We start from the raw sequence: 23,801 nt of genomic DNA, 5'->3' as shown, positions 1-23,801 counted from the left end.
TCTTTTGTAAATTGGGGTAAACTGAAATATACAATGATTTCACAAAAAGGTGGCCACATTAATGGAAATAATCAAGTTAATGGAACATATCAAGATAACTGAAGTAAAAAATGCAAAACAAATAGATATAACAGGACTTGCTTATAATTCACGTAAGGTGAAAGAAGGACAAGTGTTTGTTTGTATAAAAGGGTTTAAGGTAGATGGACACCAGTTTGCTGGACAAGCAGTTGAAAATGGAGCGGTAGCACTTGTAGTAGAGGACTTTATAGAAGGTTTGGAAGTACCTCAGTACAAAGTAGAAAACGGTCGAATTGCACTTGCCACACTTGCAGATGCATTTTATGATCACCCAACAAGAAAATTAAAAACGATTGGCATTACTGCGACAAACGGGAAGACATCCACTTCGTTTATGACAAATGCTATATTAGAAAACCACGGTTTGAAAACAGGATTAATGGGCACCGTTGTGGTGAAAATCGGTGATTATGCGGAACCATCTGAGCTGACGACACCTGAATCTTTAGATTTACAACGGTTTTATGCACAAATGGTGGAAGAGGATGTATCACATGCGACGATGGAGGTGTCTTCATCCGCACTTGAATTGAATCGTGTAGGCTGCGTGGATTTTGATATTGTTACTTTGAATAATATTAGTCGCGAGCATATCGATTTACATTCGTCATTTGAAAATTATTTTGAACATAAATCTAGTCTTATTCGTAACGCTGGTGAGGATAAAGTAGCAATCTTAAACTTAGATGATACGTATTCGGCCTCTCTTGTAAACCAAACAAAAGCGGAAGTCATCACTTATGGTGTGGAAGAACAGTCTGCAGATGTAACTTGCAAAAACCTCGATTTATCAACTGGTCGAGCAAAATTCACAGTAGTCATCTCTAAAGATATAGTTACGAAGGATCTTGTGATTCCAAAACAACAATTCCAAATTGAACTTTCTACACCAGGTTTCCATTCTGTATATAATTCAATCGTTAGTATCATTATTGGCTTATTATGCGAAGTGCCTGTTGAAACGATTCAAAAGAGCCTAAAAGAGTTTGTGGGAGTGGAACGCCGTTTCGAAATTATCTTTGAAGATGATTTTAAAATTATCGATGACCACTTTGCAAATAGCGGGAACATAGATATTACGTTAGGTACATTAGAAAGAATGGATTTTAACCGTATTTGTCTTGTGTATGCAATAAGAGGAGATCGAGGAGTTACCGTGAATAGAGAGAATGCGGAGACAATTGCGAAATGGGCGCCTAGACTAGGGATACATGAAGTGATAGCTACATTAAGCCGTTCGCATGTAACTCAAAAGGATGTTGTCTCCGATAGCGAACTTGCAGTATTTGAAGAGGTAATGGAAGAGGCAGGAATTAATGTTCGTTTATATGAGGAGTTGCCAAGTGCAATAGAACAAGGCCTACAGAACATTGAAGAAGGTGATCTTGTATTACTTGCAGGCTGCCAGGGAATGGATTACGGTGCAAAAATAGCATTAGAACAACTGGAAACAATTCGACCAAATGTAGACAAAAAGAAATTATTTCAAGCACTTGAAAAACGTGTAGCTGGTAATTCATAATAACGAAAAAAGACCGATAATATGCATAATGTTTTGGTTTCCATCGAATTATTAGAACTCACAATATATCTCACAAATAGCCCAGTGTCTTTAACTGGGCTATTTTATTAAAACACCCTTAAACTTAAAACTAACATTCACAAATCATTATTTCATTTCCATCAGGGTCTTTGAAATTAAAATAATGATTATGTTCTATATCTGTAGTCAAATTTACACCCTTATTACGCATATAATGAAATGCTTCTTCAATATTTTTAGTATTTAAGTGGAATGCTGGTGTTTTAAATATTCTTTCCTCTGAATAAATTTTGCTATCCAATACAATCCCTGTACCTTCCATAGGAATAACGTAAAGATGACCAAACTGAATTTTTCCTTCTGTTTTTAATCCTAAAATATCAGAGTACCAATCTCTCGCGTTCTCTATATTGCTTACCGGAATAAATACTGTTCCGATTTGATTTAAGATAGGATTATTCATAAAACACCCCTATAAATTTTTTATATGTTAATATTCCATCTATCTAATATAAAATCCTGTCTTTTTTAAAGGATTTTATATTCACTAAGATTACATCAGTCGAAAATAATAAATATGCAACAAAAAATGACTATCCAATCAATATAAAATTGGATAGTCATTTTTGAATGTTACGCTAGGAAATGAAACTCGTGATAATATTCAATCGGTCTCTATGTTACTTCTGCAATCTTCTTCGTCTTCGACTACATATTTCAACATAGACAACTTATTATTCCAAAATTGATCATAATAAGAAAGCCAATCTCTTAACTCCTGAAAGGTTTCTGGTTGTAGATGATATCTTTTTTCTCTACCGACTTTTTGTCCGCTCACTAAATTGGCTTCTGAAAGTATATGAAGATGCTTGGCAATTGCTGTACGACTCATCGGAAAGTGGGAAGTAATTTCCGATATAGGAAGTTCTTTATGAGCGAGTAGCTTTAAAACTTCTCTCCTCGTTGGGTCTGCTATTGCTTGAAACACATCATATTTTTGTGCAGAGGAGGACAATTAATTTTCAACAGCCTTTCGCAAACCGTTTTGGACAATGCCTACCCAACCTTGAGACATTGTTTCACGAATAATAGCGCTTTTTTGATTTGCTTTTGGAATGATTGCATCCGGCTGTTTCCACCCACCGTGTATGAGCGTGAACTCCGTTTGATTCCCTAATTCTTTTAAAATAAAGGATACGACCCAACCATCTGTATCCCATATAAATGTAAGCTTATTAGGAGCATCTACTTCTGTTACTTTGCAAGGAGATGGTCCGAAAGGTGATTGAATATGAAATTCATGGCCTACTTCTAGTTTAAAGTCATTTGGCATAAACCATGAGGCAATGCCCTCGGATGTTGTTACTGTATCCCATACTTTTTGAATGGGCGCATTTAATACGATTGTTTGCGTGATATCTGGTAATGTATTTTCCATCGATTTCCCTGCTTTCATTTTGAATATGAAACCTTTTAGTTTCGTTTTGTTTATTATATGAAACCTTTTGGTGTTATGTCAAATGATTAAAACAGTATCAGATGTTTCTGCAATTACCGTTTAGGGGAATAGTCAAGTGTCGTGAATAATTCTTTTTTCTCGTTTTCCGTCAACTCTCTCCATTCTCCAATAGGAAGTCCTTCAATTGTAATATTCATAATTCGAATGCGTTGTAATCGTTTTACAGTAAAGCCAAGTGCAGAACACATTCTTCTAATTTGTCTATTTAGACCTTGCGTTAAGATAATGTTAAACGTATTGGGTCCTAACTTTCTTACTTTACAAGGAAGGGTCTTCGTTCCAAGGATGTTAACTCCTGCCGCCATTTTCGCTAAAAAAGTATCTGTAATTTTTTCATTGACTGTGACAACATATTCTTTTTCATGACCTTTTTCGGCACGAAGAATTTCATTTACGATATCACCATCATTCGTTAATAGGATGAGGCCATCAGAGTCTTTATCTAATCGACCTATATGGAAAATGCGAAGTGGATGATTCACATAGTCGACGATGTTTCCTTTAATATGGCGTTCCGTAGTGCTTGTGATGCCTACAGGCTTATTTAAAACAAGGTACACTAGTGGTTGTTCCACAACAATTGGTTTTCCGTCTACCTGTACATCATCTCCGGCTTCTACTTGACTACCTAACTCTGCTTGCTTTCCATTTATCATGACTCTTCCATCTGTGATCCACTTGTCCGCTCCTCGGCGAGATACAATGCCGGCTTCACTTAAAAATTTATTTATACGCATGATTGCCACCTACTTTTATGAGTTAAAATAATTATATCAAAGCGTGAAACCATTATAGTGCAAATTCCGTAAAAAAGAAAAGGAGTGAGTGAAGATGATGGTAAATGAAAAAATCGAACGAACATATAATGCACTTAAAAAAGTTTTAGGATGGACGGTAGATAAGAGAGTAACATTATCACTTGCAGGGTATTATGTAACATTAGAGAGAGAATTTAACGAAAAAAGATACAATGAGATTTCAACGCATATTAAAAAAAGTGTAGGCATGTTTAGTCCATTGCGTTCTCACTTACATCCTCTTTTCGTATCTACGCTCGATGTAAGTGATATGGAACCGAAACAAGCGGTCGATTTGCTTATAGTAAAAGCAGAGGCATTAAAAGCAGCATCTTTTAAGATGAATAGCTATGCGTATTTAGCCGCGTTAATGATGTCTGATGACAAAGAGAATTGGTCAGGAGAAATAAAGCGTGCAGAACAACTAATGGCAGATATGAAAAAACATCATCGTTTTTTAACATCTACAGATGACTATCCTTATGCAATGTTTTTAGGAAAGCTGGAAGGTGACACTGCTCTTCGTGCGGAAACGATGAATAGGTATTACAAACAGCTGAAAGATTATAAGTTTTACGCAGGAAATGAATTACAATGGATGTCCCAGGTATTAACATATACGAGTCCCAATTATGAAGAAAGCTTAATACAACGAGCAGTTATTATTCGGGATGGGTTAAAAACTGTCAAAATAAAAACGTCGGCTCCACAATATCCGATTATTGGATTTATGGCTGCCCTAAAATTAGAGGAAGATCAGTTAAATGAGATCGTGACTACTTACGAATCAATCGCAAATATGAAGTTGTTTTCCTGGTATAAAGAATCTGCACTGCCAATAGCTTTTGGACTTTCTTTAAGATCATCAAAAGATATATATACAACTGCCGCAATTTCGATGGCAACCTCATTAGAACTTATTTTGCAAGCGCAACAAGCGATGATGATTTCTACTATTGCGGCAACGAGTGTAGCAGCGTCTTCCGGTACCAATTAAACATCATGGTATACTATCAATGAAACAGACGATTAAAAGGAGCAATAAATATGAAAACAAATCCGATGAGCCAATCTAGAACAATTCAAACCCATTTAGTCCTTCCACCAGACACAAACCATCATCAAACAATTTTCGGTGGAAAAGTACTTGCCTATATCGATGAAATTGCGGCAATTACGGCAATGAAGCATGCAAAAGGAGCTGTTGTAACAGCATCTATAGATTCAGTAGATTTTGTTTCTTCCGCAAGAGTAGGGGATGTAATTGAATTAGATGCAATTGTTTCCTCGACTGGCCGTTCTTCCATGGAAGTATATGTACGTGTAACATCAACAAATGTTTTAACTGGGGAAGAAAAGCTAACGACCGAGTCTTTTGTAACAATGGTAGCGGTGGATGAAAACAATAAACCTATTCCAGTAAAAGGTATTCATCCAGAAACGAAAGAGGAAATTCGATTATTTGAAACGGGACCTGCTAGACGCTTACATCGTAGACAACGCATGGAGATGAGATACTAGAAGAGTAGGAAGTGATCGCATGTTAAAGCGAATCGACGAACTTTATAAATATATTTTGATTATGCTGCTCGTCGTTTATTTGATCAATTCTATGTATATTAAGGAACTGACAATCACCTTTATCATTATAGCTTTTGTAATAATTCTGGAGTTAGTAAAACATCGGCAACACATAAAGAAGCTTTCTTTCCCTCAAGTAGCTATAATCGGGATAGTATTACTAACAGGTGGTGCTGGAATTATTTATTTACTTGTGTTGTTTCAGATTTTCTTAGATCCACTTTCTTTATCCTACCCTTTGGAAACAATGTTATTAGTCCTTTTTGTATTCATCTGTTTATACGGTTTAGGTTACTTATTAAAAAGAATATTTGGGCGGGCATTGAAAAATCCGTAAAATTCACTTTAGAAGTTATAAAGATATAGCTTCTAAAGTTTTTTGTGAAACTATAAGAATGTTCAATCGTATGTATTTGTAGAGGTGTTGCAAATGAAGCATATATATGAACGGACGGCAAAGTATACGAAGTTAGGTTCATTGTTAACATTAGTCATCTATATAGCGCTAGTTTTTATTTTTAAAGATGTTATGTGGAAAGATTTCGAGACTCATTTTATGTTAGGATTTTCAGTATGCATGCTGTTAGGTACTTCTTACTTTTTTCAGCATGCTGCAGAAAAGTTACCAGATGAGAAGAAAATAGATAGCGAATATTATTCGATCGAATTTCCTGTTAATGAGTTAAACTTTCAAAATGATGTATCGCTCATTCCTAATAGTTACTTAGTTTCTCATACAGGAGAACGGCTTTACATGATTACACCGACAAAGGATGAACCACTAAAGCGTAAACTAACTACCTTTGCTATTTTTAAAAGTGGATTATTTTTTCCAATTACATATGATTTGAGGACAATGGATGGGAAAGTTGTTAGTCAATTTTCCATTAGAAACAAATTCAAGTTTATGCAAATGAGCGTATATGACCAAACAAAAACACTTATTTCTACAATCGTTATGCCAATTGCTTCCGTGAAAAATAGAGCGATTATTTTCGATGCTAATAATGAAAAAATGCACGAAATGAAAGCAAAAAGTGCATATGGAGATATAGACGTAAATAACTTTGAGGGAAAACGCCTGGCAACCTACCGTTTTGGTATGTTTCCTTATGCAACACACCCAGCGTTTGAAGCACAAGCGATGAACACGCATGTATCGCTGGCTTCTGATTTATCTCATATAGAAAAATTAACTTTTGCCGCGTTGTTTTATTACTGGACCAACAATCAATAAGGAGCTGACCATGTCAACTCCTTCTTAATGTGCTTTAAAGTTATAAACTAATCTACATGTTTATTTTTTGATTACAGAGTAAACGTGTAAAAAAGAATGCAGATGACTGCTAAAGATGAGATATTCAGTGTAATTTTGGTTTTTGGAGTTATTTCCTTGTCAAGCTTCGGTATAGAGTCAATTAATTTATTTAATACCGTAGTCAAAAGAACAACCACTATTAAACCGAGCCAGATGCTCATTTCATAGATATATTGATCAACTAATCTCACACCAATAATAGATAAAATCATAGACAGTGAGAAAAGGCTATTTTTTAAGTTGGAATTTTGTTTTTCTTTCATTGTTGTCACTCCTTAGACTCTGAAAAGTATTAGATTTCCAGTGTTATATCTGAATATACAGAGCAGTGAATTATATCTTATTTAAGTATACAACACGTTACCAATATTTCATTTGTTGGATGGAAGGCTACTGCTTCGAGAAAAGTAATCAATAAAAGGAGTATTCAAGATTCTGGATATTGTGCGAAGTGCATATTTGGAAGATGTTAGTGATAACTATCAGATGGGGCAAAAAGCAACCGAAATTGTATCTTCGGGTGCTGTTCTAAAAGTTAGAAAGTATTTTTTCATTAGTTAACCTAATACAAAGTCAAATTGACTTCGAGTGTTTTAAACGGGCGACGGGCCATCGACAGCCATGGGATTACAGAGAAAAGGGATGAAAATGGGCAAGCCCTTTTCCATCCCTTTTAAGATTTACATGTTAATGATATAGCTGATTGGGTGTCCGAAGCACACTAATAACTATGAAGAGAGGATGCCTTGGAACGAAGCATCTTGCCCCTTTCTAGATTAATGTGCTTTATAGTTGTAAATTGGTTTAATCACTTCTAACACATCTACAGTATCCTCAACATGTGCAAGTATGTCTTGCATATCTTTATAAGCGAATGGTGATTCATCAACCGTACTCGCTAGAACAGAAGTACTCCACACGTCTTTCATCGAATCCTGAAAGTCCTCCAATGCCACGAGCTTTCTGGCTTGGGAACGGCTCATAATACGACCTGCACCATGTGGACCAGAATAATTCCAATCAGGATTGCCTTTTCCTCGACAGATTAATGAACCATCTCGCATATTCATCGGAATAATGACAATTTCTCCATCCTGTGCAGAAATAGCACCTTTACGTAAAATCATATTGTCTAAATCGATATAATTATGAATCGTGTCGAATACTGATTCAATCTTCCAATTCATCCCCCTACAAATGACATCAGCCATCGTTTTACGATTAAGTGCTGCGTACTTTTGTGCAATGGAAAGATCCCATAAATAATCTTTCATATTTTGACCTTCTACATATGCTAAATCTTTCGGAACAGAATCCCCCAGAGATTGATGGGCAACTTGCTGATAATGTTCCGCAATTTGTTTTCCTAAATTTCTACTTCCCGAGTGAATAACTAAATAGATACTGCCGTCATTTCCTTCGTTCAGTTCAATAAAATGATTTCCACCGCCAAGAGTTCCTAGACTCAAACGAGCGCGACTTTCATTAATAGGAGCAGCAACCTCTGCAAATGGTATTTCTATTGTATGACGATGTTCCTTGTTTCGAATTCGCGTTCCGCTTGGGACGTTTTTTTTAATCGTTTTATCTAGCTTTTCGAAGTTAACATCTTCTCTTTTAAGCTCTAGTTTTGCACAAATCATACCGCATCCTAAGTCGACTCCAACAAAATTAGGTACAACTTTGTCTGAAATCGTCATCGTTGTTCCAACGGTACAGCCTTTCCCAGCATGAAGATCCGGCATCATGCGTATTTTCGTATCTTGTAAAAAGGGAAGGCTACAAAGCTCTTCTACTTGACGCTTTGCCGTCTCCTCAATTGTATTCGTAAAAACAAGTGCACGATTAAATGTTCCTTCTATTTCTATCAACATTTCACCTCATTAAGTTAGTTTTTGAATAAGTTAAACCAGCCTCTGTATTTAAACCAAGCAAGCATCGATACTGCAATAATTAACATAATACCAAGCACAATAAAATAGCTATAACGCCATTCAAGTTCTGGCATATTCGTGAAATTCATTCCGTATACTCCAGCGATAAATGTTAAAGGGATGAAAACGGTGGAAACAGTCGTTAAAATCATCATAATTCGATTCATCTGACTCGAGTTGATGGACATTTGACTATCTCGAATATCAGCTGTTAGCTCTCTGTTCGATTCCACCATATCGGCAAGCTTTAATAGGTGATCGTAAATGTCCCCAAAGTAGGCTTTTTCAGTTTGTTGCAGATTGACACGTTCAGAATTCAACACTCTGTAGATTAAATCTCGCATTGGAAGAATTGTTCGTCGCAATCTCAATAAATCACTTCGTAGGTCAAACACTTGATCTAAGGATAAATGGTATACATCGGAGGATAGCTTATCTTCTATATCGTTTAAATAATCTTCAATTTTATAGACAATCGGAAAATATGCATCCACCACTTTATCAACAATATGATAAGTTGCATGCATCGCTCCGCGGTTCCACCATTTTGAATTTTCCACAATACGTTCGCGTGCTTGATCTAATTCATGCATAGGAAGAAAATGGAAAGTAACTATAAAGTTTTCTCCAACAAACAAATTTAGTTCCTCTGCTTCCAGTGTTTCTTCGTTAAATGTATGCAACACAAAAAAAGAATGGCCATCATAATGATCCACTTTTGGCCGTTGAAGTCTAAACAAACAGTCTTCAATTGCAAGTGGATGAAAATGAAAGAAGGAGCTAAGTAATATTTCCTCTTCTTTTGTAGGTTCACCAATATCAACCCAATACCATTCGAACATTTTCTCTTTTATATCCTCCAGCTGAAAATCGCTGATTATTTCTTGGTTGGTAGTTCTTCCAATTGTTCGGATCATACTAAAACCCCCTTGCAGTCTCTATTATCTCATAATTCACTCTATGTATTCAAAATCATTCCGTAATTATTCGTATACAAAAGTAAAATGCCAAGGGAATATGGTTAGTCCTTGGCATTTTACTTTTTTTACTTTTTGGTTTTTGTTTGCCTCACTTCTTTTCTTAATCCCATTATTAAAGAGGCGATCATGAAAAGCATCACAAAAGAAAAAGGTAAAGCTGCAATAATGATGGTATTCTGCAATGCATCGAGTCCGTTAACGGCTAACAAAATGGTTGCGATGACTGACAAGGTAATTCCCCAAATAAGTTTTACTTTATTTGGCGGAGTCAATGAGCCATTTGTTGAGAGCATACCGAGAACAAAGGTGGCAGAATCGGCCGATGTGATGAAAAAGCATGCAATAAGTACCACGGCAAAAATCGATACAATTGTCGCCAAGGGCATTGCATGGAACATTTCAAATATAGTCAACTCAGTAGACGCTTTCGCTAAATCAGCGACGCCTCTTTTTTGCATATCAATGGCAGTTGAACCGAAAGCGGAAAACCAAATTGCTCCAAGTATCGTTGGCGCAACCAATACGGCAGTAACAAACTCTTTAATCGTTCTCCCTTTTGATACACGAGCTATAAACATACTTACAAATGGAGCCCATGAAATCCACCAGGCCCAGTAAAAGATTGTCCAATCTTCCAGCCACTCGCGATCAGTTAGACTGAGTGGTGCTGTACGTAAACTCATTTGAACGATGTTGGCTAAATACCCTCCAAAAGAGTCCGTGAGCATATCAAAAATGAGTAATGTTGGACCGAGAAGGACAACAAAAACAAGTATTGCAAGCGCTAATACTAAGTTAGTATTCGATAAATATTTAATTCCTTTACTTAAACCGGACCATGCGGAAGCAATAAACAGAACCGTTACGATAGCAACAATAATTATCTGAGAAACGATTCCAATTGACATGCCGAAAAGATAGTTCAAACCTGCATTAATTTGAACGGCACCAAATCCAAGTGAAGTAGCTACACCAAACGCAGTAGCAAAAATAGCAAGAACATCTATCAGGATACCAAATGGTCCTTCCATCTTTTTACCGAAAATCGGTTTCAATGTTGCTGATATTAACCCTGGTTCATCTTTACGGAACTGGAAGAAGGCAAGGGATAATCCAACAACCCCGTACATAGCCCACACGTGAAATCCCCAGTGAAAAAAGGACTGACGGAGAGCTTCCTTAAAGGCCGCAGCTGTATTTGGTTCTGCAGTTGCTGGATTGATAGCATAATGCGACAAAGGTTCAGCAGCGCCATAAAAAACAAGCCCAATTCCCATACCAGCAGAAAACAACATAGAAATCCATGTCACCGTTGAAAACTGTGGGCGATCTGTATCTTTTCCCAAGCGGATTTTTCCGTATGGACTAAAGATAAAAAATATACTTAGTGCTAGCATAAACGTCATTAGTAGCATGTAGTACCAACCAAACGAGGATGCAACAAAGCTTTTAATAGTTGTAGTAATTGTTTCAAAACTTTCGGGCTGGAGAGCTCCATACCCTGCGGCTAATATGACTAAGCCCATAGTGATATAAAATGTAATAGATAGTTTCTTCATACTTCCCCCTCGTAGAATGGATAATTTTAAATGTCTAACTATACTAATAAAATAAGGTGAAATCAAATGATATCAAGGGTTCCGTTTCTTCAGAGTTGTACCCAAAATTTAAAGATTTCAAACAATTATAAGAGAGGTGTTGAATTATTTAAAATTCAGTATTGACAGAATAGTTAAAAGTCTGTAATCTAGTAAGCAATCAAATAGAACAACTTTCTTATCAAGAGAGGTGGAGGGACTGGCCCTACGATACCTCAGCAACAGGCTTTTAGTACTGTGCTAATTCCAGAAGCGTTTCGTGCTTGAAGATAAGAAGAGAATCATTACTATAACGTGTAAACCTCTTCTTGTTTTTAAGAAGGGGTTTTATTTGATTTCCAATTCAAATTTAAGGAGGAAGAAATCATTATGACAACAAAAACAGCTATTGCAGCACCATTCAGAGCAGATCATGTTGGGAGTTTATTAAGACCAGAAAACTTACTACAAGCAAGAAAAGACTTTAAGGCCGGAACTATCACGAGAGAGCAGCTAAAAGAAATAGAAACTAAAGAAATTAAACGTATTGTAGACAAACAACTTGAAGTTGGTTTAGAGCTTGTGACGGACGGGGAATTTAGACGTGACTGGTGGCATCTAGACTTTTTAGAACATCTAAATGGATTTGAAGGATATGTTCCTGAAAAGGGATATCAATTCGAAGGATTAGAAACAGACAAATACGAGGTTCGAAACATTGGTAAGATTTCTTTTAACCCAGATCATCCATTTATCCAAGACTTTATCGAGTTCCACAAAATTGTAGACGGACGTGCAGTTGCAAAACAAACAATTCCAAGTCCAAATCAGCTATTCCATCCTGGTATAAGAGACGAAAATATTTATCCAGATGTAGAGGACTTTGCAAAAGACATTATTAAAGCATACCAGGGTGCAATTCAAGCATTTTATCAAGCGGGAGTAAGATATTTACAAATAGATGATGTGTACATTGCTGGACTTTCTTCACCAGATATTCCTTATAAGGAAGAGGAAAGAGCGTTTTTAATTGACCTTGCACTACGTGTCATGAATGGTGTATTGGAAAATAAGCCGGAAGATTTAGTGGTGACGACTCATTTATGCCGTGGAAATTACCAATCAACTTGGGCATTCGGAGGAAGTTACGCACTAATCGCTCCAACCTTTTTCGCTAAAGAAAAAGTAGATGGATTTTTCTTAGAATATGATGACGATCGTTCAGGCGATTTCAAGCCACTTGCACATATTCCAAACGGCGGGGCAAAGGTAGTATTAGGTGTATTCACTTCTAAAAATGGAGAACTAGAAAACAAAGAAAATATTATCGCACGTGTAAAAGAAGCATCTGAATATGTACCACTCGATCAACTAAGTATTAGCCCCCAATGTGGCTTTGCTTCTACCCATCATGGCAACAAACTTACTGAAGAGCAACAGTGGGAGAAACTAAAATACATCGTGGACATCTCAAAAGAAATCTGGAAATAACAAAAGGTAATACCTCGTCGTACGCCAATTACCCATTTGTATAGGCTAAAACGAGTAAATATAAAATGCTTTCTTTCCTGAAGGTCCCATTTGATTGTTGGGAAAGAAAGTTACAAATGGCATGACAAACACCACACACATAAATATGGGAAGTATCGAAAAGAGCGTATTCTTCGGAGACGTTCTTTTTTTCTATATTAAGTGCAATTTAAAGACCACAGCTACAGTCATCTCATCGTACAGGTTGCTCTCTTCTGGGTAGTGAGTTGAATGAAGTGATCGCTTGGATTTAGCTGCAGAATGGGTATTCCTAATAAATGGCTAAGGGCAACCGAACAACTGTCGAAAGCAACAAGTTCCAGTCTGAGAGCAACAAGTTTCAGTCTGAAAGCAACCAAATTACTCCTGAGAGCAACCAATTTTCATAAAGCAAGTTTACTTGGAGGGAGATGCTAATAATAATGGTGCATTATTCAGGGTTTCTTTCCAAAAAGCATCTGCTTTGTTAGCTTTGTCGCGTTCGCACCACATTTCGTCATGTTCCACCATTTACTGGTATTTATCAGTTGCAAATATCTCCTAACATTCAATATTAAACAGTGGCGCTTTAGCCTTTATTCCTTAGTAGGCAAATGATTCCTCGCATCGCTCACCCAGCGGACGCTTCATTCATCTCACTCACACGCCGTTTTCCTGTACAGTGCAAACTCTTCTTAAAAAAGGAAGTTTTTTTATTTGCATGGAACTGAGATGTTTGTCTAGTTTATCGGGGGGGCTTTTGCATTTACTACTATAAGTGCAAGAAGGAGGTGATTTAATCATGAACCAAAATCGTCATTCATGTAGTTCATGCGGACAAATGCCACAATGGGGTAACCAATGTGGTTGCGGGCAAGTATCGCCGTGGCAACAACCAGCTGCTCAGCCGATAGTATGTCCTCCACAATATCGAGTGCGGGATTCATTTTTACCAAGAATGCAACCGGTGATTCACCCGATTGTGAATGTGAACAGAGAGCATATCGTCAATGTCCCACAACATTTCTGGACTGAAACAAATCGAAATGTAGTAGTTAATCCACCTCAGCAAGCTTTCCCGATGCAACAAGGCGGATTCCAACAGCCTTTTGGCCAACAATTCGGTCAACCAATGGGCCAACAAATGGGTCAACAATTCGGTCAACCAATGGGTCAACAACAATTTTTCCCAGGGCAACCGAGATAATAGAATGAAAGACTTTTAGTTTAGATGAGCAAATGCCTTTATATTAAAGCGCATTTGCTTTTTATATTGTAGAAAATCTAATATATTTCAAAATTCAAAAAATATTGTAATATTCTATATTTTTTGATAAAGTAGAACTTATTCTAGATTTGGAATTTGTATGCAAAAAGTAAAGGGGTGGGGAATAGGATATGAAAATTTTTCTTTCAATTGACATGGAAGGAATTACAGGCTTACCAGATCATACATTTGTAGACTCGGGAAAACATAATTATGAACGTGCACGACGTATAATGACGCAAGAAGCAAATGCGATTGTGGATGGAGCTTTAACAAGTGGAGTAAAAGAAGTTTTAGTGAATGATAGTCATTCGAAGATGAATAATATTTTAATAGAGGAATTGCATCCAGAAGCGACATTAATAACAGGTGATGTGAAACCGTTTTCAATGGTGCACTCATTAGATGAATCGTACATAGGTGCAGTATTTGCTGGCTATCATTCAAGAGCAGGACAACCAGGGGTTATGAGTCACTCTATGATATTTGGAGTAAGAAATATGTATATAAACGATGTGGAAATAGGGGAATTGGGATTAAATGCATATGTAGCAGGTCACTTTGGTGTACCGGTTATTATGGTTGCTGGGGATGATGGAGCGTGTAGGGAAGCAGAGGCGCTGATTCCTGGAGTGGTTACTGCAGTTGTGAAAGAATCGATCTCTAGATCTGCCGTTAAAACATTGCATCCGCAAAAGGCACATGCATTGTTGAAAGAAAAGGTGGAAGAAGCGATTAGCAAAAGTGATCAAATAAAACCTCTCGTACCACCAAAAAATCCTACGTTAAGAATTGAGTTTGCTAACTATGGACAGGCGGAATGGGCAGCTCTTATGCCCGGTTGTGAAATTATAGAAGGAACAACAATAGTTAAGTTCGAGGCGAAAGATATATTAGAGGCCTACCGTGCAATGCTTGTAATGGTAGAGCTAGCAATGCAAACGAAATTTTGTTAAGGGGGAAGTTTGCTTATGGCGAAGTATATTATTAAACGCTTTTTAATGATGATAGCAACGATTCTTATCATTGCTACGTTAACTTTCGCATTGATGCATACCATTCCAGGTTCTCCATTCGATGATGAGCGTACTTCTAATCCTACTATTCAAGCAAATTTAGAAAAGTTTTATAAATTAGATGAACCAATGCATATTCAATATTTATATTATTTGAAGTCTATCGTTACTTTTGATTTTGGACCTTCCATTAAAAAGCCCAATGAATCTGTAAATGAATTACTTGCAAGAGGATTTCCAATTTCCTTTGAGCTTGGAATGGTCACCATTTTAGTCGCTTTGTTGTCGGGGGTCACTTTAGGGACTTTCGCGGCTCTTCGGCATAACGGGATTATAGATTATACAGCAATGACTTTTGCTGTTGTGGGGATTTCTGTTCCTAACTTTGTTTTGGCGACCTTACTTATTCAGCAAATTGCAGTAAATTTAGAATGGCTTCCTCCTGCCACATGGAGTAGTCCATTACATATGATATTACCTACCCTTGCTCTTGCAACTGGACCAACGGCTATCATTGCGCGCTTAACGAGATCAAGTATGCTTGAGGTGTTAACGCAGGATTACATTAAAATGGCTCGTGCAAAAGGACTTTCACCGGTAAGAATAGTTGTTAGGCATGCATTAAGAAATGCACTTATGCCTGTAGTCACCATTATGGGAACGATGCTCGCAGGAATTTTAACGGGAACGTTTGTTATTGAAAGGATCTTCGCTATCCCGGGAATGGGAAAATATTTCGTAGAGAGCATTAACAACCGTGATTATCCAGTCATAATGGGATCGACCGTATTTTATAGTGCATTTCTAGTATTCATGCTATTCCTTGTGGATATCGTATACGGTTTCTTAGATCCACGTATAAAACTACATCGAAAAGAAGGGGATGCGTAATGACTAATTCAACTACAACTAAAATAGTATCCCCACAAAGTGTAAAAGACGAATGGTTTCGACCTAAACAAAAAGAACAAGGAAGAGCAGAATCTGTTGTCAGACCTTCTTTATCCTACTGGAAAGATGCTTGGAGGAGGTTAAGAAAGAACAAGCTAGCAATGGTTGGACTAGTTTTCCTTATTTTCCTATTGTTTATGGCTATTTTCGGACCTATTTTATCTCCTTATTCCGTTACAGGAACAGATTATCCCAACCAAAACAAAGCTCCTTCTTTAGCCCATTGGTTCGGTACGGATGAAGCTGGAAGAGATGTATTTACTAGAACATGGTATGGAGCACGAATTTCCTTGTTTGTAGGTGTGATGGCAGCGCTTATTGACTTTTTTATTGGTATTATCTATGGCGGCTTTAGTGGGTATAAGGGTGGCAGAACAGACGCAATAATGATGCGCGTCATCGAAGTACTTTATGGATTGCCACATTTGTTGGTGGTCATATTGCTAATGGTTGTAATGGGACCAAGCTTAACGACAATAATTGTGGCCCTAACCGTAACTGGATGGGTCGGAATGGCACGAATTGTTCGGGGGCAGGTTTTGCAAATAAAAAACTATGAGTTTGTCACAGCTTCCAAATCATTTGGTGCAAAAACATCGCGAATCATTGGGAAAAACTTACTTCCTAACACGATGGGGCCTATTATTGTACAGATGACACTTACTGTACCTGGTGCAATTTTTGCAGAGGCATTTCTTAGCTTTTTAGGTTTAGGAGTTGCAGCACCCTTTGCAAGTTGGGGTGTGATGACAAACGATGCCTTGCCAGTTATCCTATCTGGCCATTGGTGGCGATTATTCTTCCCAGCATTTTTTATTTCCTTAACAATGTTTGCTTTTAACGTACTAGGAGATGGACTACAAGATGCACTGGATCCGAAGCTTAGGAGGTGAGAATAGGTGAATGAACGTAAGAAAAAAGAGAAGAAAATGATATCAGATGAGAAAGTATTACAAGTTAATAACTTACAAGTTTCCTTTCGAACATACGGAGGAGAAGTCGAAGCTGTTAGAGGTGTTGACTTTGACTTGTATAAAGGAGAAACACTTGCCATCGTTGGAGAATCGGGTTGCGGTAAAAGTGTGACTTCAAATGCGATCATGGGGCTGATTCCTCAACCACCTGGAATTATTAAAAATGGCCATATTCTATTTAAAGGAAAAGATTTGACGAAATTGACAAAGGGAGAGCTGCGCAAAATCCAAGGCGTGGATATTTCGATGATCTTTCAAGACCCAATGACTGCGTTAAACCCGACATTAACGATAGGGGAGCAGTTAACGGAAGGTCTCCGTACCCACAAAAAAATAGGAAAGCAGGAGGCAAAGAAACGAGCTATCGACATGTTAAAGCTTGTAGGAATTCCAAACCCTGAGGAGCGTTTAAAACAATTTCCTCATCAATTTTCCGGAGGTATGCGTCAACGTATTGTAATAGCGATAGCGCTTATTTGTGATCCAGAATTACTTATCGCGGATGAACCGACAACCGCACTGGATGTAACAATTCAAGCGCAAATTTTGGAGTTGTTTGAAGAAATACAACGTAAGAAAAAGATATCAATTATATTAATCACGCATGATCTTGGAGTGGTGGCAAAAATTGCAGACCGCATTGCAGTAATGTATGCGGGTAAAATTGTAGAGATTGGCAATAAGCGAGAAATCTTCTATACTCCAGAGCATCCATATACACGGGGACTATTAAACTCTGTTCCTCGCCTAGACTTAGAGGACGAGGAATTGCAACCGATCGAGGGAACTCCACCGGATTTATTTTCACCTCCGAAAGGTTGTCCATTCACAGCACGTTGTGATTATGCGATGGAAGTTTGTGATCATGTATACCCATTTACAAATAAGTTATCTGAAGCTCATAGAGTAGACTGCTGGCTACAAGATGAGCGTGCGAAAGTCATCAAGAATAGCGATAGGGTTGGATGAGCGCGCGATAGTGCATTCACATAGACAATACAAAGGGGGAACTGAGATGAAAAAGTGGTTATCATTATTTGTAGTCGCGTTATTTGTACTTGTGTTAAGTGCTTGTACAGCTACAAAAGATGCGGGAGAAGCACCAAGTACAGAAAAAGAGGGTGACAAAGGGGAAACGGGAACGGAAACAGAAGCAACGCCAACTGAAAAAGTACTATATTTAAATAATGGGAATGAACCAACCTCATTCGATCCATCCGTAGGATTTGATGCTGTGTCTTGGAATGCATTGAACAATCTTATGGAAGGGTTAGTTAGACTTTCAAAAGATCATTTAGCAGAACCCGCTACAGCGGAGAAAATAGACGTATCCGATGATGGTTTAACGTATACCTTTACTATTCGTGAGGATGCAAAATGGTCTAATGGAGACCCAGTATTAGCAAGTGATTTTGTGTATGGATGGCTACACATGTTAAATCCTGAAACGGCATCTCCAGCAGCATTTCTAGCATATTTCATTGAAGGAGCAGAAGCATACAACAGTGGGACTGGTACAGCTGATGCTGTAGCGATTAAAGCGGTTCAAGATAAAGTGTTTGAAGTGAAACTAAATACACCAACAGAAGCATTTTTAAACATTATTACGAACCCAAGCTTCTTCCCGGTTAATGAAAAAGTAGCAACAGAAAATTCTGCTTGGTTCGCAGATGCAGAAACTTTCGTAGGAAATGGTCCGTTTAAATTAGTTGACTGGAAACATGATGTAAGTTTTACGTTTGCAAAAAATGAGAATTATTGGGATGCGTCAACTGTAAAGCTAGACAAAGTAGAGTGGGCGATGATCAATGACTCCAATACAGAATATCAAATGTATCAAACAGGCGAGTTAGACACATCGGCAGTGCCATCTGAACTTGCTGAAAGCTTGATGAACAGCCCGGAACTAAAGAATGAAGACCAAGCAGGTTTATATTTCTATCGATTCAACGTCTCTATGGAACCATTTACAAACAAAAAAATCCGTCAAGCGTTTGCATATGCTGTTAACCAGCAGGAAATGGTCGATTTCGTAACGAAAAATGGTGAGAAACCAGCAGAAGGCTTTGTTCCTTATGGATTTATTGGTCCTGATGGAAAAGAGTTTAGAGAAACTGCTGGAAAGCTTGTTGGTTTTGATGCAGATAAAGCAAAAGCATTATTAGCAGAAGGTATGAAAGAAGAAGGGTATACGGTATTACCTGAAGTAACATTAACTTATTCTACAAGTGATACTCATAAGAAAATTGCAGAAGCATTACAAAGTAAATTTAAAGAAGTGTTAGATGTAGATGTAGCACTTCAAAATGTAGAAGCAAGTGTATTTGCGACAGAGCAAAAAGAATTTAAGTACCAGTTGTCACGTTCTTCTTTCTTGTTTGACTACGCGGATCCGGTAAATGCACTTGAAAGTTTCATTACTGGTTCATCGATGAACCGTACAACTTGGTCAAATGCGGAGTATGATAAATTAATAACAGATATTAAAAACGAAACTGACCAATCAAAACGTTGGGAAATGTTAATAGAAGCAGATGCATTGTTAATGGAAGAGATGCCAGTATTCCCAATTCACTATTATAACCAAGTGGCATTAGAGAAACCGTCCGTATCAGACATTGTAAGACATCCAGTAGGCTACTTAGATTTAAAATGGGCTGATAAAAACTAAAAAAGAAGCGGTGCCTATTTAGGTGCCGCCCCTTTTGTTTATTAAAAAGGAGAAAATAACTATGAAAATTCGTCCTAAACGATTACGACAAGGAGACACGATTGGAATTATTGCTCCCTCCAGTCCACCAAACTTAGAACAGTTAAAGCGTTCTTTAACTTTTTTAGAGGAGTTAGGATTGTCTTATAAAATAGGGAAAAGTGTAGAAAACGTGTATGGCTATCTAGCAGGCACGGATGAAGAACGTTTAGAAGATTTGCATGAAATGTTTGCAGACCCTGATATAGCAGGGATTATTTGCGCAGGCGGAGGATATGGTTCTGCTAGGTATACAGATAAAATAGATTTTCAATTAATGAATGAATGCCCAAAGATTTTTTGGGGTTATTCCGATATTACTTTTTTACATACAAGCATGAATATTTACTCGGAAATCGTTACTTTCCACGGACCAATGCTGGCATCTGATGTTGGAAAAGATACTTTTTCTGATCTATCGAAGAAAATGTTTCAGCAGTTATTTGAACCAATGGAACTTCACTATACGGCAACGATTACCCCTTTAGAAAGTCTTTCGACAGGTGTCGCGAGAGGCGAGTTAACGGGAGGGAATCTATCTCTACTTGCAAGTGGTATCGGAACGAGGTATGAAGTGGATACAAAAGGTAAGTTGTTATTAATCGAAGACATTGGGGAAGAGCCTTACCGAGTAGATGGAATGCTCAACCAGCTAAGGCAAGCGGGAAAACTAGAAGAAGCAGCTGGTTTTGTTATTGGAGATTTTAAAGACGCAGAACCAAAGAAACGTCCCATTTCATTGTCATTAGAGGAAGTGCTCGATCACTATATAGGTCAATTAGGTAAACCAGCAGTAAAAGGCTTCAAAATAGGCCATTGTGAACCACATTTTGCGGTTCCGCTCGGAACAGAAGCAGTACTCGATGCAGATAACTTAACACTTACTATCTTACCGGGAGTTGAATAAGGGAGGCTAACCAATTGAATATTCAATCGATTGAAACGTTTGACGTAGCAATTCCGCTTACTAAGCCTTTTAAAACGGCTCTTCGGACAGTAACTACTGCTTACTCCGTTTATGTGAAAATCACGAGTAGTGAAGGAGTGGTAGGTTATGGGGAAGCTCCTCCGACTCATGTAATTACTGGAGACTCCATGGCTAGTATTCGGTATGCGATTAACGACATAATAGCACCACAGTTAATCGGGCTTAACCTTTGCGAAAGTGAACATATTTTTCAAAAAATAAATGCATCGCTTGTCAGAAATACAAGTGCTAAAGCGGCAGTCGATATGGCTATACAAGATCTAATCGCTCGTCAAGCAGGACTTCCTCTATATCAATATTTGGGAGGATATCGCGATACATTGGAAACCGATTTTACGGTAAGTGTGAATGCACCAGATGAAATGGCTGAGGACGCGGAGCGGTACGTGAAGAATGGGTTTCATGTTTTAAAAGTAAAAGTTGGTATAGGTGATATGAAAGAAGATATTGCACGTATTCAGGCTATCAGAGAACGAGTTGGAAACGAGCCGAAGCTAAGGCTTGATGCAAACCAGGGGTGGAATGCAAAAGAAGCAGTTAAAGCAATTCGAGCAATGGAAGATGCTGGGCTAGGGATTGAGTTTGTCGAGCAACCTGTTCCTGCTCATGATCTAGAAGGCTTAAAATATGTTACAGAGCGTACAGATACACCAATTATGGCGGATGAAAGTGTATTTTCGGTTATAGATGCTAAAAGGATTTTGGAAATGCGGGCTGCAGATTTGATTAATATTAAGTTAATGAAATCCGGTGGTATTCATCATGCTAAAAAGATAAATGCGCTTGCTGAAGCAAATGGCGTGGCATGTATGGTTGGAAGTATGATTGAAACAAAGATAGGAATTACTGCGGCGGCTCACTTCGCTGCTAGTCAACCAAATATTCAATTCTTTGATTTTGATGCACCGCTTATGCTTGCAAAGGATCTAGTTGTTGGTGGGGTTTGTTACGAAGGAAGTAAGATGACGTTTTCAAAAGAGCATGGACTTGGTATTTCACGATTGGAGATCGTATAGGGGGTCTATAAATGACAACAGGAGTGCATGAGTGGGTTTGTTGTGTAAAAGTAGCAACTGTTTGGACGGAGCCGGCTTCGGCCAGAGAATTGGATGCGCCTGGGATTTCAAACCCAGTGTTATTAGCTGACTGGCTGGAGGCACTGCCGTATAATGAGCGACTTGCTCTATGTGATGAAAATCGAGTACAAACGCAACTTCTTTACGGAGAGCCAGTACTGGTAGAAAAAATAGAAGGGGATTGGGCGAAAATTATTGCGGTATGGCAGCCTTCTAAAAAGGATTCTCGTGGATATCCTGGCTGGGTTCCAGTAAAACAATTAAAGAAGTCAAAATGTTTGAATCCAATTGGCATTGCGCGTGTAGCAGCTGTGAAAGCGCAGTTGTGGGATAAAGAAAAGAAACCGTTACTTATCGTTCCATTTAATACAACACTTCCGGTTATTTCAGAAGATGCATTCTACTTTTACGTTCACACTCCCCATGGAGAAGCATTACTGCCAAAAAAATATGCAGATGTTTCTATGTCTATGGAACAATTTTCAAAGAGATCAGCGGAAGAGGTCGTAGCTTTAGGAGAACAATATTTAGATCTTCCTTATTTATGGGGTGGAATGTCTCCCTATGGCTATGATTGTTCTGGATTTTCATACAATATGCTAAAGGCAGGCGGATATTTGATTCCTCGTGATGCTAGTGACCAGGCGAAAAGTGGAGAAGAAATTTCAATACACGATATGGCTTCATGGAGAAAAGGGGATTTACTATTTTTCGCTAATGATGAGGGGACAGGTCCAGTTCGCCATGTTGGCTTCTATTATGGAAATGGACAACTATTGCATTCTCCTTCTACGGGAAAAACGATTGAAATTATGGAGTTAGAAGGTTCTAAGCTTGAGAAAGAAATCTGTGCAGTAAGAAGATATGCCGTTTAGGGGGGATTTACATGGCAGAAAAGGTTCTTTTATCCGTACAAGATTTAAGACGACATTTTGAACTGGGGCATGGCGAAACGTTAAAAGCTGTGGATGGCATCAGTTTTGACATTGTAAAAGGGGAAACGTTTGGTCTAGTTGGAGAGTCTGGTTGTGGGAAGTCTACTGCAGGACGAACAATTTTAGGATTGTATAATAGAACACAAGGCAACGTTATATTTGAAGATAAAAATGTACACGAAATGAATGATAAAGAGCGGAAAGAATATCTCAAAAAGATGCAAATGATTTTCCAAGATCCGTATGCATCCCTAAATCCACGTTCAACTGTGCTCGAAATAATTGCGGAACCAATGGAAGTACATAAACTATATAAATCCAAAGAGGCATTGAAAAATAGAGTTTACGAGTTATTGGAAGATGTGGGTCTCAACAGAGATCATGCTAACCGCTATCCCCATGAATTTTCAGGAGGGCAAAGACAGCGCATAGGGATTGCTCGTGCACTCGCGTTAGATCCTGAATTCATCATAGCGGATGAGCCAATCTCGGCTTTAGATGTCTCCGTTCAAGCGCAAGTAGTAAAGCTCTTGCAACGATTGCAAAAAGAAAAAGGATTAACGTATTTATTTATTGCACATGATCTATCAATGGTGAAATACATTTCTGACCGTATCGGAGTAATGTATCTAGGACACATGGTAGAGCTTACAACGAGCAATCAGTTATATGAGGAGCCATTACATCCATACACACAGGCATTATTATCCGCTATTCCGATTCCAGATCCAGATATCGAGGAATCACGTGAACGTATTCTATTGCATGGCGAGCTGCCTAGTCCAATCAATCCACCGTCCGGTTGTGTTTTTAGAACACGCTGTGAACATGCAATGTCCATTTGTGCAGAAAAAAAGCCTGTATGGAAAGAACAAGCGACAGGACATTTTGTTGCATGTCATTTGTATAATTGACATATAGTAGAATTTATTGTATTCTGAAAATAACTTAAAGAAAAGGAGTGAGGCATTATGGCAAATTTAATTTTTAGTACACGAATCAGTAA

The 23,801-nt window shown here is 38.0% G+C and carries 24 protein-coding genes and 1 riboswitch; of the genes, 16 read left to right on the top strand and 8 right to left on the bottom strand.

The features are described 5' to 3' along the window. Nucleotides 1-61 precede the first annotated feature (61 nt). On the top strand, nucleotides 62-1,603 hold the full coding sequence (locus tag ACIP9W_RS17005; protein WP_400791733.1) for a Mur ligase family protein: 1,542 nt from the start codon (nucleotides 62-64) through the stop codon (nucleotides 1,601-1,603). 130 nt (nucleotides 1,604-1,733) lie between these two features. On the opposite strand, the gene ACIP9W_RS17000 is transcribed toward ACIP9W_RS17005, so the two are convergent. From ACIP9W_RS17000 to rluF, 4 genes are all read right to left on the bottom strand, one after another. After that, nucleotides 1,734-2,087 carry a VOC family protein gene (locus ACIP9W_RS17000; protein WP_400791730.1) on the bottom strand — a complete coding sequence of 118 codons (354 nt, stop codon included), beginning with the start codon at nucleotides 2,085-2,087 and terminating at the stop codon, nucleotides 1,734-1,736. A 201-nt stretch (nucleotides 2,088-2,288) separates the two neighbouring features. Next, a complete protein-coding gene (locus ACIP9W_RS16995; protein WP_400791728.1) occupies nucleotides 2,289-2,639 on the bottom strand; it encodes an ArsR/SmtB family transcription factor in 351 nt (116 codons plus the stop codon). Then, nucleotides 2,640-3,062 carry an SRPBCC family protein gene (locus ACIP9W_RS16990; RefSeq protein ID WP_400791726.1) on the bottom strand — a complete coding sequence of 141 codons (423 nt, stop codon included), beginning with the start codon at nucleotides 3,060-3,062 and terminating at the stop codon, nucleotides 2,640-2,642. It abuts the gene before it with no gap. 113 nt (nucleotides 3,063-3,175) lie between these two features. Beyond that, nucleotides 3,176-3,880: a 23S rRNA pseudouridine(2604) synthase RluF gene (rluF, locus tag ACIP9W_RS16985; RefSeq protein WP_400791724.1), complete on the bottom strand. Its 705-nt coding sequence runs from the start codon at nucleotides 3,878-3,880 to the stop codon at nucleotides 3,176-3,178. A 94-nt stretch (nucleotides 3,881-3,974) separates the two neighbouring features. Between rluF and ACIP9W_RS16980 the strand changes: the two genes are divergently transcribed. From ACIP9W_RS16980 to ACIP9W_RS16965, 4 genes are all read left to right on the top strand, one after another. Further along, the gene (locus ACIP9W_RS16980) at nucleotides 3,975-4,937 is read left to right on the top strand and encodes a DUF4003 family protein (protein WP_400791722.1); all 963 of its coding nucleotides are present in this window, start codon (nucleotides 3,975-3,977) and stop codon (nucleotides 4,935-4,937) included. A 50-nt stretch (nucleotides 4,938-4,987) separates the two neighbouring features. Further along, nucleotides 4,988-5,461 carry an acyl-CoA thioesterase gene (locus tag ACIP9W_RS16975; protein WP_282241582.1) on the top strand — a complete coding sequence of 158 codons (474 nt, stop codon included), beginning with the start codon at nucleotides 4,988-4,990 and terminating at the stop codon, nucleotides 5,459-5,461. Between the two features lie 19 nt (nucleotides 5,462-5,480). Further along, complete coding sequence (locus ACIP9W_RS16970) at nucleotides 5,481-5,858, top strand: hypothetical protein (protein ID WP_400791720.1); 378 nt, start codon at nucleotides 5,481-5,483, stop codon at nucleotides 5,856-5,858. Between the two features lie 93 nt (nucleotides 5,859-5,951). Next, nucleotides 5,952-6,758, top strand: coding sequence for a hypothetical protein (locus ACIP9W_RS16965; RefSeq protein ID WP_400791717.1), 807 nt, complete (start codon nucleotides 5,952-5,954; stop codon nucleotides 6,756-6,758). 71 nt (nucleotides 6,759-6,829) lie between these two features. Here the strand turns inward: ACIP9W_RS16965 and ACIP9W_RS16960 are convergent, their stop codons facing one another. The 4 genes from ACIP9W_RS16960 to ACIP9W_RS16945 all read right to left on the bottom strand — a co-directional run bounded on the left by ACIP9W_RS16960 (nucleotide 6,830) and on the right by ACIP9W_RS16945 (nucleotide 11,312). Further along, nucleotides 6,830-7,102 (bottom strand): hypothetical protein, encoded by a 273-nt coding sequence (locus tag ACIP9W_RS16960; protein WP_400791714.1) that lies wholly within the window; start codon nucleotides 7,100-7,102, stop codon nucleotides 6,830-6,832. A gap of 513 nt (nucleotides 7,103-7,615) precedes the next feature. Continuing rightward, nucleotides 7,616-8,710: an RtcB family protein gene (locus ACIP9W_RS16955; RefSeq protein ID WP_400791771.1), complete on the bottom strand. Its 1,095-nt coding sequence runs from the start codon at nucleotides 8,708-8,710 to the stop codon at nucleotides 7,616-7,618. Nucleotides 8,711-8,727: 17 nt separating this feature from the next. Continuing rightward, entirely contained in the window at nucleotides 8,728-9,690 is a 963-nt protein-coding gene (gene corA / locus ACIP9W_RS16950; protein WP_400791712.1) for a magnesium/cobalt transporter CorA, read from the bottom strand. Between the two features lie 128 nt (nucleotides 9,691-9,818). Further along, on the bottom strand, nucleotides 9,819-11,312 hold the full coding sequence (locus ACIP9W_RS16945; RefSeq protein ID WP_400791709.1) for a BCCT family transporter: 1,494 nt from the start codon (nucleotides 11,310-11,312) through the stop codon (nucleotides 9,819-9,821). A 214-nt stretch (nucleotides 11,313-11,526) separates the two neighbouring features. Continuing rightward, nucleotides 11,527-11,627: riboswitch (SAM riboswitch) on the top strand. A 93-nt stretch (nucleotides 11,628-11,720) separates the two neighbouring features. Here ACIP9W_RS16945 and ACIP9W_RS16940 point away from each other — a divergent pair. The 11 genes from ACIP9W_RS16940 (at nucleotide 11,721) to ACIP9W_RS16890 (ending at nucleotide 23,709) form a co-directional block, all read left to right on the top strand. Then, complete coding sequence (locus ACIP9W_RS16940; protein ID WP_400791706.1) at nucleotides 11,721-12,821, top strand: 5-methyltetrahydropteroyltriglutamate--homocysteine S-methyltransferase; 1,101 nt, start codon at nucleotides 11,721-11,723, stop codon at nucleotides 12,819-12,821. A gap of 820 nt (nucleotides 12,822-13,641) precedes the next feature. After that, complete coding sequence (locus ACIP9W_RS16935) at nucleotides 13,642-14,046, top strand: hypothetical protein (RefSeq protein WP_282241575.1); 405 nt, start codon at nucleotides 13,642-13,644, stop codon at nucleotides 14,044-14,046. Nucleotides 14,047-14,237: 191 nt separating this feature from the next. Further along, nucleotides 14,238-15,062 (top strand): M55 family metallopeptidase, encoded by an 825-nt coding sequence (locus ACIP9W_RS16930; protein WP_400791703.1) that lies wholly within the window; start codon nucleotides 14,238-14,240, stop codon nucleotides 15,060-15,062. Between the two features lie 15 nt (nucleotides 15,063-15,077). Beyond that, on the top strand, nucleotides 15,078-16,013 hold the full coding sequence (locus tag ACIP9W_RS16925) for an ABC transporter permease (protein ID WP_282241573.1): 936 nt from the start codon (nucleotides 15,078-15,080) through the stop codon (nucleotides 16,011-16,013). Beyond that, on the top strand, nucleotides 16,013-16,966 hold the full coding sequence (locus ACIP9W_RS16920) for an ABC transporter permease (RefSeq protein ID WP_400791700.1): 954 nt from the start codon (nucleotides 16,013-16,015) through the stop codon (nucleotides 16,964-16,966). The genes ACIP9W_RS16925 and ACIP9W_RS16920 overlap by 1 nt, the downstream gene beginning before the upstream one ends. Before the next feature lie 36 nt (nucleotides 16,967-17,002). Beyond that, nucleotides 17,003-18,016: an ABC transporter ATP-binding protein gene (locus tag ACIP9W_RS16915; RefSeq protein WP_282241699.1), complete on the top strand. Its 1,014-nt coding sequence runs from the start codon at nucleotides 17,003-17,005 to the stop codon at nucleotides 18,014-18,016. A gap of 46 nt (nucleotides 18,017-18,062) precedes the next feature. Then, a complete protein-coding gene (locus ACIP9W_RS16910; RefSeq protein WP_400791698.1) occupies nucleotides 18,063-19,718 on the top strand; it encodes a peptide ABC transporter substrate-binding protein in 1,656 nt (551 codons plus the stop codon). A 61-nt stretch (nucleotides 19,719-19,779) separates the two neighbouring features. Then, nucleotides 19,780-20,703, top strand: a complete 924-nt coding sequence (locus ACIP9W_RS16905) for a S66 peptidase family protein (RefSeq protein ID WP_400791695.1) — start codon at nucleotides 19,780-19,782, stop codon at nucleotides 20,701-20,703. 14 nt (nucleotides 20,704-20,717) lie between these two features. Then, the gene (locus tag ACIP9W_RS16900) at nucleotides 20,718-21,800 is read left to right on the top strand and encodes a mandelate racemase/muconate lactonizing enzyme family protein (RefSeq protein WP_400791693.1); all 1,083 of its coding nucleotides are present in this window, start codon (nucleotides 20,718-20,720) and stop codon (nucleotides 21,798-21,800) included. 11 nt (nucleotides 21,801-21,811) lie between these two features. Next, on the top strand, nucleotides 21,812-22,735 hold the full coding sequence (locus ACIP9W_RS16895; protein WP_400791691.1) for a C40 family peptidase: 924 nt from the start codon (nucleotides 21,812-21,814) through the stop codon (nucleotides 22,733-22,735). A gap of 11 nt (nucleotides 22,736-22,746) precedes the next feature. Further along, nucleotides 22,747-23,709 carry an ABC transporter ATP-binding protein gene (locus ACIP9W_RS16890; protein ID WP_282241567.1) on the top strand — a complete coding sequence of 321 codons (963 nt, stop codon included), beginning with the start codon at nucleotides 22,747-22,749 and terminating at the stop codon, nucleotides 23,707-23,709. The last annotated feature ends 92 nt before the right edge of the window (nucleotides 23,710-23,801 follow it).

The sequence above is a fragment of the Psychrobacillus sp. NPDC093180 genome, assembly GCF_044754065.1.
GTDB lineage: Bacteria > Bacillota > Bacilli > Bacillales_A > Planococcaceae > Psychrobacillus.
This window is presented reverse-complemented; position numbering and strand designations above follow the sequence as displayed.